This is a genomic window from Marinobacterium ramblicola (assembly GCF_019084545.1).
GTDB classification, from domain to species: domain Bacteria; phylum Pseudomonadota; class Gammaproteobacteria; order Pseudomonadales; family Balneatricaceae; genus Marinobacterium_D; species Marinobacterium_D ramblicola.
This window is the reverse complement of record NZ_JAHREP010000003.1, coordinates 239429-256318: the sequence shown is the minus strand read 5'-3', so window position 1 is coordinate 256318 and position 16890 is coordinate 239429. Positions and strand designations below refer to the sequence as shown.

Sequence of the window (16890 nt, the reverse complement as noted above, 5' to 3'; positions counted from 1 at the left end):
GGGCCGATGGCGGCCGGGGTCAGGTCGATCATGATCACGCCGAGCTCATTGAGCTTGCGGCTGTTCTCGGCATGGACATAGGCGGAGGTGGCATCGAAGGCGATGCGGATATCGTCCTCGACCACATGCTTGAGGATACCGTCGACGCCCTCGGCGCAGGTCTTGATCCCCATCTCGCGGGCGCGCTTCAAGCCCTCGGACTCCGGGTCGATACCGACCATCCACACCGGCTCGATCCACTCGGAGCGCTTCATCTTCATCAGCAGGTCGGTGCCGATGTTACCGGGGCCGATAATGACCGCTTTCAGTTTTTTACTCATGGTTGTTTCCTCAGATTCAGACGAAGCGTACGGACGCGGTACCCATACCGCCGATGGACACGCTCATGAAATCACCCGCCTTGACCGGCTCCAGCGGCACCAGTGAACCGGACAGGATCACCTCCCCCGCCTTCAGCGGAATTCCGAACGTTCCTAAGGTGTTGGCCAGCCAGGCCACGCAGTTGACCGGGCTGCCCAGCGCCGCGGCGCCGGCACCGGTAGAGAGCAGCGAACCGTTCTTCTCCACCACCATGCCGCAGGTGGACAGATCCACCTTGCGCGGGTCGACCGCCGAGTCGCCCAGTACGAACAGACCGCAGGAGGCGTTGTCCGCCACGGTGTCCTGGATCTTGATCTGCCAGTTCTCGATGCGGGAATCGACGATCTCGAAGCAGGGCATGACGCACTCGGTAGCGGCCAGCACATCGGCGTTGGTGATCCCGGGACCGATCAGATCCTTCTTCAGGATGAAGGCGATCTCACCCTCGGCCTTGGGCTGGATCAGCAGCTCGCTGATCGGCATCTCCTGGCCCTGGCTGTACGCCATTTTGTCGGTCAGGTAGCCGAAGTCCGGCTGGTGCACGTTAAGCATGTTCTGCACCGCCTTGGAGGTGACACCGATCTTCTTGCCGATGATCCTCTCGCCGGCCTGGACGCGGCGTTCAATCATGCGCAGGGAGATGTGGTAGGCATCTTCGATGCTGATGTCGTTGAAACGCTCGGTGAACGGGCGCAGCGTGGTGCGATTGGTCAGAGCGTCGTAGAGCTCGTCACCGCAGGCTTGTATCAGTTGGGTATCCATAAGCGCTCTTCTTCTATGTCTGAATTGGGAGTGTCTGAATTGATCATTTTTTATCCAAATCCTGAATTCAGGCTGAGTCTGCCCAGGGCGCGTGGAAAACCACGTTCCCAATCAATGAGTTACAGGATCAGAGCTTGATGCAGATGTTCTTCAGCTCGGTGTAGAACTCGAGGCCGTGCACACCGCCCTCGCGACCGATACCGGACTGCTTGGCACCACCGAAGGCGGTACGCAGGTCGCGCAGGAACCAGGAGTTGATCCACACCAGACCCGCTTCCATCTGCTCGGCGACGCGCACGGCACGGGCAGAGTTCTCGGTCCAGATCGCGGCACACAGGCCGTAGTGGGTATCGTTGGCCAGCTCGATCACCTCCTCTTCGGAATCGAAGGGGCGAATATGGCAGCAGGGGCCGAAGATCTCTTCGCGAATCACGCGGGCATCGTCTGACAGACCGGTCCAGATAGTTGGCTCGATCCAGGCACCGCCATTCAACTCGGCACCCATATCCGGGATTCCGCCACCGATCTCGACAGTGGCACCCTCTTCCACCGCCAGATCGTAGTAGTACTTGACCTTCTCACGGTGTTCGAGGCTGACCAGCGGACCGAAGTTGGCCTCCTTATCTTCCGGACGGCCCAGCTTGAGCTTGGCCACCTCCTCCTTCATGCGGGCGAGGAATTTATCGAAGATCGGACGTTCGACGTAAACGCGCTCGGTACCCAGGCAGACCTGGCCGCAGTTGACGAACGCGGAGCGCATGGTGCCCTCCACCGCCTTCTCGATATCGCAGTCGGCAAACACGATACCCGGGTTCTTGCCGCCACACTCCAGCGAGATGTTGCGCAGACCGACCGCCGCCGCCTTCATGATCGCCTCACCGGTACGGGTCTCACCGGTGAAGGTGATCGCATCCACCAGCGGATGGGTGGTGAGGAACTCACCGGCGGAGTCGGGACCGAAGCCGTGCACCACGTTGAACACACCGGCCGGTACGCCGCACTCGTTCATCACCTCGCCGAGCAGCGTGGTAGTGGCCGGAGTCTCTTCGGAGGGCTTGACCACCACGGTGTTACCGCAGGCCAGTGCCGGACCCACTTTCCAGGTCATCAGCAGCAGCGGCAGATTCCACGGCGAGATCACCGCGATCACACCCTTGGGTGTACGGTGACCCACGTTCAGCGCGCCCTTGCCGTCCGGTGTATCCAGGCGGAAGCCTTCGGTCGGGTGGTTGGCCAGGGTCTCGGAGAACGCTTTGAAGTTGGACGCGCCACGGGGGATATCGATGTGGCTGGCAATAGAGCGTGGCTTACCGGTATCGCGGCACTCGGCCTCGAGAAACTCTTCAAATCGCTCGTTGATCCGGTCAGCCACTTTATTCAGCAGCGCGGTACGTTGCGCCTGAGTCATCTTGCCCCAGGGCCCTTTCAGGGCGGCCTTGGCAGCTTTAACGGCGGCATCCACCTCTTCGCGGCCCGCTTCATGGACCATACCGATCAGACTGTTGTCGACCGGGCAGCGGTTCTCAAAAGTCTTGCCGCTGATGGAGGCGGAGTATTCGCCGTTAATAAAATGTTTGAACTCTTTCATTGTTGTGCCTCTTCACCCGAAGACTTGATGCTTTCGAGTATAGCGATGCACTTTTGAGAGAGAAGGGACAAAAACGAGATCAGATGTTCCCATCCATGGGAGCATCTGCCGGGGAACCGCGATAAAAATGGGATCTGCAGCGCAGCCCTGTTTTCGGTGTAATCAGTAACCGCTTTCCCGCACCTTATCGATCACGAAATCGATAAAAGCGCGGGTCTTCACCGGCAGGCTCTCGCGGTGAGGGTACATGATCTGCACCGGTTTGCTCTGCAGCGACCAGTCGTCGAGCAGGGAGCGGATCTCGCCACTCTCCAGCGCATTGTTCACCACATAGCGAGGCAGGCAGGCGGCGCCGATGCCACGCTTGACCGCCTCCTTGGCGAACATGATCTCATCGGTGCGCAGGTGCGCCTTGGGGGTATAGGTTACCGCGTGTCCGTCGCGATCATGGAAACGCCAGAACGCCGTGCGTTTCAGCACGATCAGCGGCAGCCTGGCCAGATCCTCAGGCGTTCGGGGTTCGCCAAACTGCTCGATCAGGCTGGGCTTTGCACACATCACCATGGCGCTGTCGAACAACGACCGTGACACCCAGTCGTTCAGCGTCACCTCGCCGAGGCGGAAGGCGATATCGATACTGTTCTTGACCAGGTCCACGTTCTCGTTGCTGAGGAACATCTCCACCGAGATCTTCGGATTCTGCTCCATGAACTCGAACACCCACTCCTTGACGTAGTAGTGGCCGAAGCTGACCGGCGCTGTGACCTTGATATCGCCGGACAGGGAGGAGAGCTCGCTGTTCACATCCTCGACCCGGGTTTCCAGCTCGGTGATAACCCCCGACAGCGAGCTGTAAAAGCGCTGCCCCGATTCGGTCAGGCCGAACTTCTTCGCGCTGCGGTGGATCAGCTTGTATCCCAGCTCCTGCTCGAACGCCTGCATACGACGGCTCAGGGTCGAGGTGGGGATATCCAGATACTTGGCCGCCGCAACGAGGCTGCCCTTTTCCACCACCTTGATGAAGTAGTACAGATCCTGATAGTTCACACTCACTCCAATAATGGAATTACAGCTTCCCGGCACAGCTGTGGATAAAACCACAGCCACTTTTATTATTAACCCCAGTCACACCTTATACCACAGAGGGCGCTTAACGGCCCTCCACCCTACCCAGACCGGGAAACGAGCAATGAATAGCGACATCATGCAACAGAACAGGGACGAAGGGGTCACCGTGGTGATCTCGCGGCGGGTAATCAAGGGCCAGGAGCAGGCGTTCGAGCGGCTCAGTTCGGCAATGACCGAGCGCGCTTCCCATTTTGCCGGTTACCTGGCTGCCAACATGTTCCGCCCGGCCGATGCCAGCGATCCCGAGTACCGCATCATTTTCCACTTTGCGACGCGTCAGGATCTGGAGGCCTGGGATCGCTCGGAGGAGCGCAACGAGCTGCTGAGGCAGATCGAACCGCTGCTGGTCACGCCGACCAAGCGCGAGGTCACCGAAGGGATCGTCACCTGGTTCACCCTGCCGGGGCAGAACCCGGTGCAGCCGCCGCCCAAGTACAAGATGACCATCGTCAGTTGGCTGGCGCTCTACCCCACCGTGACGCTGATCTTTTTCCTGTTCGGCGAACAGCTGGCGCAGGTCCCGTTGCTGCTGCGCACGCTGATCGTCACCGCGGTGGTGATGGTGGCGATGTCCTACCTGCTGATGCCCAGGTTCACCCGCTGGTTCGCGTTCTGGCTGTTCCCGAAGCGGGAGCGCGACGTGCGCTGAGCACCGCCCGGCCCCATAAAACCGAAAACCCCGCGTAGCCTGGGCCACGCGGGGTTTTCTTTTGCCTGACCGCGATCAGGTCAGCACGGTCAGGAAGCGCTCGTTCAGCACCCGATCATGGTAGAAGATCGCCTTGCCCAGCTGCTCCGCGTCCCAGGTCACCGGCTCGTGGTCCGGGTAGTGGTAATCGCCGCCGGCGAATACTTCGGAACGGTTACCGGAGGGGTCGAAGAAGTAGATCGTTTTGCCATGGGTCAGGCCGTGACGGGTGGGGCCGATATCGATGGAGGTATCGGTCATCGAGATCAGGTCCGCGGCACGCAGCACATCCTCCCAGGTCTCCAGATAGAACGAGGCATGGTGCAGCTTGCCCGGCTCCGGATGTTCGATAAAGGCCACGTCGTGCGCCTTCATGCTGGAGGTGAGGAAGCCGGCCAGGCGGGTGCCTTCGCCGTCCAGCACCTGCTCGGCCAGATCGAAGCCCAGCACCTCGCGGAACAGGTCGATGGTGCCGGCGATATTGGGACCATACAGCAGGCAGTGGTCGAAGCGGGTCGCCTTCATGCCGGTCAGGTTGCGCGGCCAGGCCTCGGGGTTGCGGTTACCCACCTCCCACTTGCCGGTCTGCTCCTTGGTGGCGTAGATCTCGAACAGGTGACCGGTGGGCGAGTCGAAGCGTACACGGCGGCCGCAGCCGTTGAGCTCGCCCGCCGGAATGTCTTCCACCTTGCAGCCGTACTCGATCAGCTCCTGACGCAGGCTTTCGACGACACCTTCGTTGACACACTTGTAACCGACGAAGTCCATGCCCGCGGAGTCCGCTTCACGCAGCACGACGGAGAACTTGTCCACCTCGGTCCAGCCTTTCAGATAGACCCGGCCCTGATCGTCGCGATCCACCTCGATAAGTCCGAGCAGGTCGCGGTAATGGGCTACCGCCTCCTCCATATCGAGCACACGCAGTTGAATGTGGCCGGGACGCATTACACCTTTTTTCATCTCTGCTATTCCTGTCGTTATTTTAATTCTGCCTGTTTAAGGCTTGAGGGGCGGCCGGGCTGGTAGCCGTAGGCCATCGGTAGGGGTTCGGCGATAATGGTCAGATCACTACGCGCGAAGATGCGACACGCCAGCACTATGCCCTGGGCCTCATCCTCCTCGGTGACCCAGGCACGGCTCATGCGCTTGGTCTCGTAGTCACCATCGAGCACGCGGATACGGCACTTGCCGCAACCGCCGCCACGACAGCCGATACCGATCACGCTCTCGCGGGCCTGCTCCATCGCCACCAGCAGGTTCACCGCCGAGGATGCCTTGAACCGGACCTCCTCATCCTGCACGTGAACCTGATGCATGTCGGCATGCACTGCCGGGTTTCCGATCTGACTGCTCATATCTCTGCCTGTTGTTATTTTGGAATGCACAAGATGATCTAAGGCATATGCCTGGAGTTTTGTGCATCTTCGGCTTTCTACCAATTAGAGAGCAACGCATATGCCAAAGCGGAGACGCCGGCAGGGGTAAAATAAAAAAACAGACAACCGATTGTTTTAAATGATGTTTATTAGAAATAACGACGCGAGCAGGAGGGCAATATTCTGGTTATGGGATCATCAATTCCCGCATTTGATTAACGAAATCATCAACCGGGAAGACCCCATTAACGATATGCTTAATCGGTGGACAAAGGATATGCAGGCTTTTTCACTCACTTATAAAAAAGACGAGCCTAGATGAATATTCGTACCCCGCTTCCCATCCCCGATAGCGACGACCTGGAACACCAGATCCTGTTCGATCCCGATTCCGGCAAGATCTGGATGCATGAGAGTCGCATGCTGATGATCCATGCCAACGTACTGGGCGGTTTGCGCCGGGAGCTGCTCGAAAGCCTGGGCTGGCATCGCGCCAAGGGTATTCTGATGCGCTTTGGTTACGAGTCAGGGCGGCGCGATGCCGAGCTGGCCAAACGGGTAAGACCGGACCTTAACACCAACGACTCCTTCGTCGTCGGCCCCCAGTTGCACAAGCTGGAGGGGATGGTGAACTGCAAGCCGATCAAGCTGGAGTTCGATATCGAGTCCGGCGCCTACTACGGCGAGTTCGACTGGTACGACTCCTGGGAGGGCGAGCACCATGTCGCCGAGTATGGCCACAGCGACGAGGGAGTGTGCTGGACCCTGCTCGGTTACGCCAGCGGCTATACCAGCTATTACATGGGCCGCCAGATCCTGTTCAAGGAGACCCAATGCATGGCCACCGGCCACTCCCACTGCGTCAATATCGGCAAGCCCGCCGAGGAGTGGGAGGACCGAGAGGAGCTGGAGCGTTACCTGGTTCCGGATCCGATCATCAACGAGATCGCGGTACTGAAGAGCCAGATCAGTTGCCTGCGCAAGCACTACGAACGTGAGGGTGCGGCACGACAGGCGCCGTTCAGCGTCGGCCGCTCACCCGGTTTTCGGCAGATCTGCGCGCTGCTCGACAAGGCCGCCAGCAGCCGGGTCACCATTCTGCTGCAGGGCGAAACCGGCGTCGGCAAGGAGGTGCTGGCACGGCAGATCCACCGCAACAGCGAGCGCGCCGGCGAACCGTTTATCGCCGTCAACTGCGCTTGCATTCCGCCGGACCTGATCGAAGCGGAGCTGTTCGGTGTCGAGAAGGGCGCCTACACCGGCGCCACCCAGAGCCGAGAGGGCAAGTTCGAGCGCGCCGATGGCGGCACCATCTTCCTCGACGAGGTGATCGAACTGTCGCCGCGGGCGCAAGCCTCACTGCTGCGCGTGCTGCAGGAGGGCGAGTTCGAGCGCGTCGGCGACAATCGTACCCGTACGCTGAACGTGCGCGTGGTGGCCGCTACCAACGAAAATCTGCAGCAGGCGGTGCGCGAGGGCCGCTTCCGCGCCGACCTGTTCTTTCGTCTCAACGTGTTCCCGGTACAGATCCCGCCACTGCGCGAGCGGCGCGAGGATATCGCCCCGTTGGTCGAGCACTTTCTGGAACGCTACCAGACCCAGTACAACAAGCGCACTCTCGGTATCACCGACCGGGCTCAGCAGGCGCTGATGAGCTACCACTGGCCCGGCAATATCCGTGAGCTGGAGAACATGATCGAGCGCGGCGTGATCCTGACCGACAACAACCGCGCCATCGACGTCGGCTGTTTCTTCCCTTCGCTGGAGGCTCCGCAGCCACCGGTGGCCTACCTGAATGACAAAGGCCGTATTACCCGCAGCGGCAGCGAGCCCGCCGACCAGAATCGGCTGATCGACCAGCTGCTGGATGCCGGTATCGGCCTGGAGGAGGTGGAGCAACTGATGATCGACCGCGCCCTGTCGCGCAACGATCAGGTGGTATCGAAGGCGGCGCGGGTGCTGGGTCTAAGCCGCCCCGCCTTCGCCTACCGGATGAAGAAGCATGATTGCGCACAGGAAAGCGTTTAGGAAGAAAGGTCAGGAGGGGCTTTTGAGTGTGGGTTAAAACGCAGTCTCTGTGCCAAACCGGACGTGGTACAGCTTCACGGGACACGCTGTGAATACCTCCCTGTACGCTCTCCACGGCCATCCATGGCCGTGGAAGGTCCCGCAAAGCTGTACCACGTCCGGTCAGCCAGTATGGCGGTCAGCCTGTTTTCATCAGATCCGCTTAAACAGTGCCGAACGCGGCTGGTCTTCTGCACCATCGGCGGCGTTAAAGAAGCGCTCCATATGGATATCGCGCTCGAACAGCCGTCCCTGCATCAGTGTGGTGATCGCCGCATCGATCATCGGCGGCGGCCCGCACAGGTAGGCCTTGTGGCCGCTGAAGCGGTTGTCGAAGTGCGCCTTGACCGCTTCATGCACGTAGCCGGTGAACCCCTCCCACTTCTCCTCCGGCAATGGGGCGTTCAACGCCGGGATATAGTGGAAGTTGGCGTGCTGTTGCGCCAGCGCTTCGAAGATCTCCCGGTTGTACAGCTCGGCCACATTGCGCGCGCCCTGGAACAGGTAGATCTGGCGACCGTCGCCCTGCTCCAGCAGATCCAGGATCATCGACTGCGGACTGGACAGACCGGAGCCGCCGGCGATGAAGATCGCGTCCTGATCGTCGGACTTGCGTACGAAGAACTGGCCGTAGGGGCCGGACACGTCAAGCGTATCCCCGACCTGCAGCATCTCATGCAGCCAGGTGGTGCCGGCACCGCCCTCCACCTTGCGTACGTGCAGCTCAAGCCTGTCGCTGTCGCTGGGTTTGTTGGCGATGGAGAAGGCACGGGTGCCCTCCACTCCCGGGATGCGCAGGTTGATATACTGCCCGGCCTGGAACTCCATACCACGATCCAGCTTGAACCAGATCCCCTTGATGGTCGGGGACAGGTCACGGATCTCGGTCACAGTGCCGACGAAATCACGCACCGGGAAGCCTGCAAAATCGGGATCCACATCGATATCCGCTTCGATGCACATGTCCGATTCCGGCATCGCGCAGCAGGCCAGTACCTTGCCCTCGTCTCGCTCCATGTCCATCAGCGCAAAGGGCGAGGCGTTGCCGACATCGGCCTCGCCCTCCAGCACCTGCACCTTGCAGGTGGCGCAGGTGCCGTGGCCGCAGGCGAAGGGCAGCCAGACGCCCTGACGCAGGGCGGCATCGAGGATGGTCTGCCCCTCTTCCACCTCGATCACGTCGCCGGTGGGTTCAATGGTCACTTCATAACTCATAACCGCCTCCTTCAGACACCGGCGTCCTGAAAGCCTTTCAGGTCCGGAGTCTGGAAACGCAACAGGGATTTATGGTCGATCCCCTGATCGATCAGCGCCACATCCGGCTGCGGCTCGAACGCCTGGCCATTGAGCAGCCAGGTGGTGCGCTCCCAGTCGATCTGTGTCCACTCGGGGTGTGGCTCGAATGCTTCAACCATCACCTCGTCGCGCAGCTGGCGAAAGGTCAGCGTCGGCGGCACCGGGAAAGCGAAGGCGGCGCAGAACATCAGGTGATGGTCCCAGCCCAGGTAGACGATCTGGTTGCCGTGGAAATTCTCGACGCGGTCACGCACCTCGCCGCTGTAATCGGGGGTATAAGCATGTACTGGCATTATTCTTATCCTCATAGCGGGGGCTGATATCACTGTGGATAACTCCGCCCCCGGTTGTTAGCGATACCGGATCAGTGGCCAAGCGGGTGTTATGCGACACCCTTCCACTGCTTCCACCGCTTCTCGTCCGGCGAGCCCTTGATATCCAGGTTGTCGGCGCCCAGGTTCATCTTGTAGTACTCGCCCAGCACCTGCTCGACGCCGGGCCCGCCGCAGTTGCCCTGGAAGATCTGGTGCACCGGCAACCAGGACTGCACATACTTCTCCGGCTCGTCCTTGAAGATGTCGCAGCAGCCGTCGGAGCAGAAGTGGTAACGCTCGCCCTTGTAGACGGTGTCGCGATAGGAGATCTGGGTCGGATCATCCATCTCGGTGAACAGCATCGGGATCTGGCAGGTGGTGCACAGCTGCGGCAGCGCCTTGGTGTAGAAGCGTTTGCCCTCGGCCTCCAGCTTGCGCGCCAGCTCCCAGCGCGGGCGGTAGTACTTGTCGAAGGTGTTGGGGTACTTCTCGCTGAGCCAGTCCATCTCTTCGTCGGTGGGGATCCAGGTGTGGAAACCGGCGGCATGACCGTGGGTGTAGAAGGTCCACCAGGTCTGGTGCGAGACGTGCTCCTTCTCCTTCTCGACCAGTTCGGCATACTTCGGCATGGTGATGCCGTAGCGGGCCAAGTCCTTGAACAGCGCGCCGCCGGCCTCCTCGAAGTAGATCTCCCAGGCCTCCTGCCAGCTCATCACCTTGTTCGGCAGCATGTAGTCCATCATCATGCCGACCAGGCTGAGCAGGCGGGTACCGCGCCAGAACCACTTGTCGATCCACTTCTGCACGATCGGCACGTTGTCCTCATGCTGCTCGAGCAGGAACTTGATCACCTCCAGCCCAAGGGTCATGTGGCGCGCCTCGTCGGACTGGGCCGAGAAGCCGAAGGTCACCGTGGCCATGTCGCCGTTGTAGGCGGCGCCGGACATGAACGGCACGAACAGCAGGTTGGTCAGCACGTACTCGAAGCTGAAACCGATGGCGACCAGGAACTCGAAGGGACCTGCACTGCGCGCGTCGTGGAAGAAGGAGGTCGGCACCGACAGGTACCAGACCCGGTCCTGCATGTGCGACCAGTTCTGGAAGCCATCGAAGAACTTGTTGTAATGGCTCATCGCGTGCACCTGGGTCTGCACGTGACGCAACTCGTCCAGCGACTGCATCTGACAGGCCACGCGGGCGCCGACTCCGCCGTACTGGCGACCGATATGGGCGAAGCCCTGGTGCGCCTGGTACTCCTGCGGCGAGATACCGGTCAGGAACAGTTTGATCGCGTTGACGTAACGCGGATCGGAGACGTTGAGCTGACCGTTGTTCTGGGCGAAGGCGTCGAAGATGGCATAGAGCTTCTTCTCCTTCTCCGCCTGGTATTTCCAGTAGGCATCCATGGTCAGGCGGAAGGGGTCCTCCCACTTCGACCAGTCGGTGATCTTGATCCCCTCGAACGCTTCGAACGGGAACGCCTCTTTGCGATCCTGGTAGGAGAACTCCCAGTCCAGGTCCCGCGTCAGCAGGCTGTATTTGTCTTTCAGGCTCAGTTTTTTCGCGGCCATTGTGATCTACCTTCTTATTCTGTATGTGGATCAGGAGTTCCAGGACAGGCTCAGCTGGTCGTCGTCTTCATCGACGTTGCCGCCCAGGGTGATCAGGTTCAGGTGCAGCTCCGGCACCTCCCAGTCACGGCCCAGCTTCTCCTCGACGGTTTCACGCTTGACCACCAGGTAACCCTCGGCTTCGATGCGGATCATCGCCGGGTTGTGGATCACGCGGACCTCCGGGTTGTCCTCTTCGATCGCTTCGACGATGTAGCGGGACACGTCGTTGTCCTGCAGTGCGATATAAACCTTTGACATGGAGCTGCTCCTTACCGGATTCCGGCTTTCGCCACACGTTTGTCGAGTACCGCCAGCGCCTCGTTCAGCGCCCCCTCTCCCAGCATCTCCTCGGCCAGCGGCGCCAGCGCTTCGGCGGCCTTGCCGCGCCAGCGCTCGATCCAGCCCGCCATCAGCGCCCGGTTGGCATCGGACTCGGCAGCGGCGGTCTTGATCACCGCATCCACCCAGCGCTCGGTATCCTTGCTCCACTCCTGCATGAACTCGGTCAGCATGGCGATATCCTGGCCGCCCTCGGCGCTCAGCTTCCGGTCCAGCTGGTTGTAGAACAGCTCGCTGACCAGGGTGTCGATCACCAGATCCTGGGCCAGGAACAGCTCGAACCAGTCCTTGGTCACCAGGGTCTCTTCACAGAGCGCGCGCATCCCCTGCCAGACCGGGTCCTGCATCCACAGCTGCTTGGCTTCATTCAGCGCATCGCCGCTGTTGCCGTCCAGCAGCAGACCGATGCGCGACAGGTACTGCGCCACACCGAGCCGGTCCATGCCGTCGAACAGCAGCGCCTGGGTGATCGCGGTGCCATAGCCGTAGGCGGTGCCGTACATGTTGTTCAGGTTGGCGGCGTGCTCCACATGGCGTAGCGGCACCAGGTAACGGATCACCTGCGCCTTCACCTCGTCGCTGAGGTGGTCGACCAGGTTGCGCTTGTCGAAGAAGGCATAGCTGCTCTCGGCGCTCTCCTGCATCTTCGCGCGCTGCTGCACATAGGTGCCGTAGTAGAACTGGCGCGGATCCTTGAACGCATACCAGTCGGCCATCACCAGCGCGGTGCGGCGCGGATCGTTCAGCTCATGCTCGGGATCCCAGTAGGGGCGGTAGTGGAAGTTGGTTTCGGCCTGAACGTCGTAGGTCGCTTCCTGGTAGCGGGTGGCCGGCTTGTCACCGAAGCGCTTCTCGATATGCGCGAAGGTGTTGCGAACCGGCTCCAGCGTGGAGGTTTTGATCTCAATAGTCATTGAACTCTATCCCAGCTGATTTGTTGTTATCGGAGTGGTCGTTGTTCACGGTTTAAACATCAGTGACGGCCGTGGTTATGCGCCATCAGCGTCTCTTCGCCGTAGCGCCACTTCGCCATCTCGCTGTCCACGGCCGCCATCTGTTCTGCGCTCATATGCTCGACGGCGTTGATCTCACAGAATTTGTCGAACGCGGCACGGGGCAGCACCAGTTCGACAAAGAGGCTCGGGTCGCCGATGGCGAAATCGAATTCGACGAAGCGGGTACCAGGCTCGCTACGCACCCGGACATACTTGATCCGGGGATCGAAGGGGCGGTCCTGGGTTGCAGTACCACCGGCTAGACTGAGGGTAGGTTTGCTCATCGCTGTTATTCTCGTTGTCGATGTGGCTGTCATCACCTCTATCGCAACAGCCGTGCCAGACAACGAAATCAAACGCTCACATGAGCACAAACAGAGGCTAATCCGCTGTTTTTATTGATATAAAAAAGGGTGATCAGTACCGACATCGGGTCAGCACCAATCACCCTCAGGCTGCTATCAGCATGACCGGCTAAGCATATGATCAAGCCGAAACGGGGGATATTTAATCATTTGATTAGGTCGTATGATCTGTAAGGGGGTGGATGTCCCCATCCAAACGTCCCTCTTCCATTAGCGGTAAAAATCGTTCAAGAATAAAAAAGTGTCCCAATAACGCTCCGTCGAGAGCCCTGGCCGGTATAAATACAACAATGGCTATACAGAACGATCTCCATCTCCCCGAGCAGGCGGATCTGTTGTCGCAGATCCGCTTCGACAGCGAACAGGGCAAGATCTGGTTCAATGAACAGCGCATGCTGATGATCCACTCCAGCGTCATGGGTCTGCTGCGCAAGGAGCTGGTCGAGTCGCTCGGCATTGAGCGCGCCCGCGGCTTTCTGATCCGCTTCGGCTACCACTCGGGCTGGCGGGATGCCGAGCTGGTCAGGAAGGTACGCCCCAACGCCCCACCCAACGAAGCCTTCTTCGTCGGACCCCAGTTGCACAACATCAAGGGGATGGTCCGTGTCGAACCGGTAGAGCTGGATTTCGATGTCGATAGCGGCAAGTTCCACGGTATTTTCGACTGGTTCGACTCATATGAGGCGGAGGTCCACCTGCAGGATTTCGGTGTTGCCGACCACCCGATCTGCTGGACGCTGATCGGCTACGCCAGCGGCTATACCACCTATTACATGAGCCGGCGGATCATCTTCAAGGAGACCCAGTGCGCCGGCATGGGCGCCGACCACTGCCGTATCGAGGGACGCCCGCTGGAGGAGTGGGAGAACCACGCCGAGCTGGAGCGCGACCTGCTGCCCGACCCGATCGCCGAGGAGCTATTCGCGCTGCAGAGCGAGCTGAACCAGTTGCGCGATAGCGTCAAGAGCGGTGATCGCGACGAGGATCTGCTGTTCAATTCGGTGGGCCGCTCGGGTTCCTTCCGTAATGTCTGCCAGCTGATCCGCAAGGCCTCCACCAGTAAGGTCACGGTGCTGCTGCAGGGCGAAACGGGCGTCGGCAAAGAGGTAGTAGCCAGGGGGCTGCACCAGAGCTCCGATCGCGCCGACAAGCCCTTCGTTGCCGTCAACTGCGCCTGCATACCGCCGGACCTGATCGAAGCGGAGCTGTTCGGCGTCGAGAAAGGGGCCTATACCGGTGCCACCCAGTCACGGGAGGGGCGTTTCGAACGCGCCAACGGCGGCACCATCTTCCTCGACGAAGTGGTCGAGCTGTCGCCCCGCGCCCAGGCCACGCTGCTGCGTGTGCTGCAGGAGGGCGAGATGGAGCGTGTCGGCGATACCCGCACCCGCCGGATCGACGTGCGCGTGGTCGCCGCCGCCAACGAGGATCTGGAGAAAGCGGTGGAGTCCGGCAAGTTCCGCGCCGACCTGTTCTACCGGCTCAATGTCTACCCGGTACATATCCCCCCGCTGCGTGACCGTAGCGAGGATATACCGCTGTTGGTGGAGCACTTTCTGAACAAGTATCACCACTCCTACAACAAACGTACGCTGGGGGTATCCGACCGCGCCATGGATGCGCTGATGCACTATAAATGGCCCGGTAATATCCGCGAGCTGGAGAACATGATCGAGCGCGGCGTGATCCTGGCCGAGAACAACCATACCATCGATCTGGACTCCCTGTTCCCGTCGCTGCTGGAGCCCAGCCATCCGCTCAATATCATCAACCGCCAGGGACGTCTGACCCATAACGACAGTGACAATCAGCTGGGGACAGAGAGCGGTGACGATACCGGCCTGTGCGAGCGACTGCTGACCGACAACTTCAATCTGGATCAGCTTGAGGAGCAGCTGATCCGCACCGCGATGGAGCAGACCGACGGCAACATCTCGGCCGCGGCGCGCAAGCTGGGCCTGACCCGGCCGGCGCTGGCCTACCGGTTGAAAAAACTGGAGGAATAAACCTCGAGTGGAGATGAGAACAGCGGCGGTATCGGGTACTATCGCCGCCTCTCTCTGCGGAGCGCCCTGCATGAACCTGATCCTGCTGACACCAGCCGACTTTGTTGCCGATGACCGCGTCATCCTGCGCGATCGACGGCTGACCCATATGCTGGAGGTCCATCAACCGGCGGTGGGCGATACCCTGAGGGTCGGCATGCTCAATGGCGAGATCGGCCAGGGCGAGCTGCTCAGCCTCGATGGCAGCAGCGCCGAACTGTCCGTGCGCTTCGATCAGGCGCCCCCTTCCGCACTGCCGATGAGCCTGATTCTGGCACTGCCGCGACCGAAAATGCTCAAGCGCACGCTGCAGAGCGTGGCCAGCATGGGGGCCAAGGATATCTGGCTGATCAACTCCTACCGCGTCGACAAGAGCTACTGGGGCTCCCCGCTGCTGTCCGATGAAGCGATCCACGAGCAGCTGTTGCTGGGTCTGGAGCAGGCCGGCGATACGCAGTTGCCGCAGGTACACCTGCGCAAGCGTTTCAAACCCTTTGTCGAAGATGAGCTGCCGGCGCTGGCTACCGGCAAACGTGCACTGCTTGCCCACCCCTATAACGCCGAGCCCTGCCCGGCACCGAGCGATGAGCCGACCCTGCTGGCGGTCGGCCCGGAGGGCGGTTTCATTCAGTATGAAGTGAACAAGCTGATCGAGGCCGGACTCTCCCCGATACACCTGGGTCCGCGTATATTGCGAGTCGAAACCGCAGTACCGGTACTGTTGGCGAAACTTTTCCCGGTTTTCGATTAGGACATTGATCTACATCAAAGAATAGAAATAGATGGAAAATAAGAATCATAATCAACTGGATTGACACACTCCTGAAAAATGATAACAATTCGCATTAAGCTTTAGTTATTAACATAAATTCAACACTGCACCTCGGTGAAGTTGTTTTCGATTCAGGAGAGTAAGCATGACAGTTCGTAAAGCCCTGCTATCAGTCGCCATCCTCAGCTCCACACTTGGCTCGGCCGCTCAGGCCGAAGAGGTCAATGTTTACTCATTCCGTCAGGAGTTCCTGCTCAAGCCGCTGCTGGAAGCGTTCACCGCGGAAACCGGCATCAAGGTCAACGTGGTGTTCGCCAACAAGGGCCTGCTGGAGCGCCTTGAAAACGAAGGCCAGAATACCCCCGCTGACCTGCTGCTCACCGCCGATATCGGCCCGCTGCACGATGCCGTCGAACGGGATCTGGTCGCACCGATCAAGAGCGAGGTGATCGATCGCAACGTGCCTGCACATTTTCGTGCCGAAGATGGCAAGTGGATCGGCCTGACCAGCCGCGCCCGTATCATCTACGCCTCCAAGGAGCGCGTGAAAGAGGGCGAGATCACCAGCTACGAAGATCTGACCGATCCGAAATGGAAAGGCCGCATCTGCACCCGCAGCGGCAAGCACACCTACAACCTGTCGCTGATCGGCTCGATGATCGCGCATCACGGCGAAGCGGAAGCGGAGCAGTGGCTGGAAGGGGTCAAGGCTAACCTGGCGCAGAAGCCTCAGGGTAACGACCGCGCCCAGGTCAAGGCGATCAAGGAGGGCGTGTGCGACCTGGCGCTGGGCAACAGCTACTACTTCGGCAAGATGGCGACCAACGAGAAGGAGCCGGAACAGAAGGAGTGGGCGGCGTCCGCCAACCTGATCTTCCCGAACCAGGATGGTCGCGGCACCCATATGAATATCTCCGGCGCGGCACTGACCAAGTACGCCCCGCATCCGGAAGCGGCGGTCAAGCTGGTCGAGTTCCTCACCGAGGAGAAGGCTCAGCAGATCTATGCCGAGTCCAACTTCGAGTTTCCGGTACGTCCTAACACTCCCTGGTCCGCGCTGCTCAAGGAGCACATGAGCGGCTTCAAGGGCGACGAGATCAACCTCGGCAAGGTTGCCGAGCAGCGCGCCGCTGCCGCCAAGATGGTCGACAAGGTGGGTTTCGATAACTGATCCCGATGGAG

General features: G+C 60.2%; 16 protein-coding genes and 1 pseudogene. 5 read left to right on the top strand and 12 right to left on the bottom strand.

The window, feature by feature from the left end:
* The 4 genes and pseudogenes from KQ940_RS03615 to KQ940_RS03600 form a co-directional block, all read right to left on the bottom strand.
* Positions 1 to 320, bottom strand: a pseudogene (locus KQ940_RS03615) (acetaldehyde dehydrogenase (acetylating)); the annotation flags it as partial.
* A 16-nt stretch (positions 321 to 336) separates the two neighbouring features.
* A complete protein-coding gene (dmpE, locus tag KQ940_RS03610) occupies positions 337 to 1122 on the bottom strand; it encodes a 2-oxopent-4-enoate hydratase (protein WP_217411779.1) in 786 nt (261 codons plus the stop codon).
* A 127-nt stretch (positions 1123 to 1249) separates the two neighbouring features.
* Entirely contained in the window at positions 1250 to 2710 is a 1461-nt protein-coding gene (locus KQ940_RS03605) for a 2-hydroxymuconic semialdehyde dehydrogenase (protein WP_217411777.1), read from the bottom strand.
* Between the two features lie 162 nt (positions 2711 to 2872).
* Entirely contained in the window at positions 2873 to 3763 is an 891-nt protein-coding gene (locus KQ940_RS03600) for a LysR family transcriptional regulator (protein WP_217411775.1), read from the bottom strand.
* A gap of 136 nt (positions 3764 to 3899) precedes the next feature.
* On the opposite strand from KQ940_RS03600, the gene KQ940_RS03595 reads away from it, so the two are divergent.
* Positions 3900 to 4487, top strand: coding sequence for an antibiotic biosynthesis monooxygenase (locus tag KQ940_RS03595; RefSeq protein ID WP_217411773.1), 588 nt, complete (start codon positions 3900 to 3902; stop codon positions 4485 to 4487).
* A 75-nt stretch (positions 4488 to 4562) separates the two neighbouring features.
* Here KQ940_RS03595 and KQ940_RS03590 read toward each other — a convergent pair whose 3' ends face one another.
* Together KQ940_RS03590 and KQ940_RS03585 are read right to left on the bottom strand one after the other, a co-directional pair.
* Entirely contained in the window at positions 4563 to 5486 is a 924-nt protein-coding gene (locus KQ940_RS03590) for a catechol 2,3-dioxygenase (RefSeq protein ID WP_217411770.1), read from the bottom strand.
* Between the two features lie 17 nt (positions 5487 to 5503).
* Complete coding sequence (locus KQ940_RS03585) at positions 5504 to 5881, bottom strand: 2Fe-2S iron-sulfur cluster-binding protein (protein WP_217411768.1); 378 nt, start codon at positions 5879 to 5881, stop codon at positions 5504 to 5506.
* Positions 5882 to 6220: 339 nt separating this feature from the next.
* On the opposite strand from KQ940_RS03585, the gene KQ940_RS03580 reads away from it, so the two are divergent.
* On the top strand, positions 6221 to 7930 hold the full coding sequence (locus KQ940_RS03580; RefSeq protein WP_217411767.1) for a sigma-54-dependent Fis family transcriptional regulator: 1710 nt from the start codon (positions 6221 to 6223) through the stop codon (positions 7928 to 7930).
* Between the two features lie 192 nt (positions 7931 to 8122).
* Here KQ940_RS03580 and KQ940_RS03575 read toward each other — a convergent pair whose 3' ends face one another.
* From KQ940_RS03575 to KQ940_RS03550, 6 genes are all read right to left on the bottom strand, one after another.
* Positions 8123 to 9184 (bottom strand): NADH:ubiquinone reductase (Na(+)-transporting) subunit F, encoded by a 1062-nt coding sequence (locus tag KQ940_RS03575; RefSeq protein WP_217411765.1) that lies wholly within the window; start codon positions 9182 to 9184, stop codon positions 8123 to 8125.
* An 11-nt stretch (positions 9185 to 9195) separates the two neighbouring features.
* The gene (locus tag KQ940_RS03570) at positions 9196 to 9558 is read right to left on the bottom strand and encodes a phenol hydroxylase subunit P4 (protein WP_217411762.1); all 363 of its coding nucleotides are present in this window, start codon (positions 9556 to 9558) and stop codon (positions 9196 to 9198) included.
* Positions 9559 to 9647: 89 nt separating this feature from the next.
* A complete protein-coding gene (locus KQ940_RS03565; RefSeq protein WP_217411761.1) occupies positions 9648 to 11150 on the bottom strand; it encodes an aromatic/alkene/methane monooxygenase hydroxylase/oxygenase subunit alpha in 1503 nt (500 codons plus the stop codon).
* Between the two features lie 30 nt (positions 11151 to 11180).
* Positions 11181 to 11450 carry an MmoB/DmpM family protein gene (locus KQ940_RS03560; protein ID WP_217411759.1) on the bottom strand — a complete coding sequence of 90 codons (270 nt, stop codon included), beginning with the start codon at positions 11448 to 11450 and terminating at the stop codon, positions 11181 to 11183.
* An 11-nt stretch (positions 11451 to 11461) separates the two neighbouring features.
* Positions 11462 to 12445 carry an aromatic/alkene monooxygenase hydroxylase subunit beta gene (locus KQ940_RS03555; protein WP_217411757.1) on the bottom strand — a complete coding sequence of 328 codons (984 nt, stop codon included), beginning with the start codon at positions 12443 to 12445 and terminating at the stop codon, positions 11462 to 11464.
* A gap of 59 nt (positions 12446 to 12504) precedes the next feature.
* A complete protein-coding gene (locus KQ940_RS03550; protein ID WP_217411755.1) occupies positions 12505 to 12810 on the bottom strand; it encodes a phenol hydroxylase subunit in 306 nt (101 codons plus the stop codon).
* Between the two features lie 371 nt (positions 12811 to 13181).
* On the opposite strand from KQ940_RS03550, the gene KQ940_RS03545 reads away from it, so the two are divergent.
* The 3 genes from KQ940_RS03545 (at position 13182) to KQ940_RS03535 (ending at position 16879) form a co-directional block, all read left to right on the top strand.
* Positions 13182 to 14897, top strand: coding sequence for a sigma-54-dependent Fis family transcriptional regulator (locus KQ940_RS03545; protein WP_217411753.1), 1716 nt, complete (start codon positions 13182 to 13184; stop codon positions 14895 to 14897).
* A 70-nt stretch (positions 14898 to 14967) separates the two neighbouring features.
* Complete coding sequence (locus KQ940_RS03540; protein WP_217411751.1) at positions 14968 to 15687, top strand: 16S rRNA (uracil(1498)-N(3))-methyltransferase; 720 nt, start codon at positions 14968 to 14970, stop codon at positions 15685 to 15687.
* Positions 15688 to 15853: 166 nt separating this feature from the next.
* Positions 15854 to 16879 (top strand): Fe(3+) ABC transporter substrate-binding protein, encoded by a 1026-nt coding sequence (locus KQ940_RS03535; protein WP_217411750.1) that lies wholly within the window; start codon positions 15854 to 15856, stop codon positions 16877 to 16879.
* The last annotated feature ends 11 nt before the right edge of the window (positions 16880 to 16890 follow it).

Bases quoted from the DNA above. Each gene is read 5' to 3' on its own strand.
- dmpE (WP_217411779.1), bottom strand. From the start codon at position 1,122: ATGGATACCCAACTGATACAAGCCTGCGGTGACGAGCTCTACGACGCT.
- KQ940_RS03605 (WP_217411777.1), bottom strand. From the start codon at position 2,710: ATGAAAGAGTTCAAACATTTTATTAACGGCGAATACTCCGCCTCCATC.
- KQ940_RS03595 (WP_217411773.1), top strand. From the start codon at position 3,900: ATGAATAGCGACATCATGCAACAGAACAGGGACGAAGGGGTCACCGTG.
- KQ940_RS03590 (WP_217411770.1), bottom strand. From the start codon at position 5,486: ATGAAAAAAGGTGTAATGCGTCCCGGCCACATTCAACTGCGTGTGCTC.
- KQ940_RS03585 (WP_217411768.1), bottom strand. From the start codon at position 5,881: ATGAGCAGTCAGATCGGAAACCCGGCAGTGCATGCCGACATGCATCAG.
- KQ940_RS03580 (WP_217411767.1), top strand. From the start codon at position 6,221: ATGAATATTCGTACCCCGCTTCCCATCCCCGATAGCGACGACCTGGAA.
- KQ940_RS03575 (WP_217411765.1), bottom strand. From the start codon at position 9,184: ATGAGTTATGAAGTGACCATTGAACCCACCGGCGACGTGATCGAGGTG.
- KQ940_RS03570 (WP_217411762.1), bottom strand. From the start codon at position 9,558: ATGCCAGTACATGCTTATACCCCCGATTACAGCGGCGAGGTGCGTGAC.
- KQ940_RS03565 (WP_217411761.1), bottom strand. From the start codon at position 11,150: ATGGCCGCGAAAAAACTGAGCCTGAAAGACAAATACAGCCTGCTGACG.
- KQ940_RS03560 (WP_217411759.1), bottom strand. From the start codon at position 11,450: ATGTCAAAGGTTTATATCGCACTGCAGGACAACGACGTGTCCCGCTAC.
- KQ940_RS03555 (WP_217411757.1), bottom strand. From the start codon at position 12,445: ATGACTATTGAGATCAAAACCTCCACGCTGGAGCCGGTTCGCAACACC.
- KQ940_RS03550 (WP_217411755.1), bottom strand. From the start codon at position 12,810: ATGAGCAAACCTACCCTCAGTCTAGCCGGTGGTACTGCAACCCAGGAC.
- KQ940_RS03545 (WP_217411753.1), top strand. From the start codon at position 13,182: ATGGCTATACAGAACGATCTCCATCTCCCCGAGCAGGCGGATCTGTTG.
- KQ940_RS03540 (WP_217411751.1), top strand. From the start codon at position 14,968: ATGAACCTGATCCTGCTGACACCAGCCGACTTTGTTGCCGATGACCGC.
- KQ940_RS03535 (WP_217411750.1), top strand. From the start codon at position 15,854: ATGACAGTTCGTAAAGCCCTGCTATCAGTCGCCATCCTCAGCTCCACA.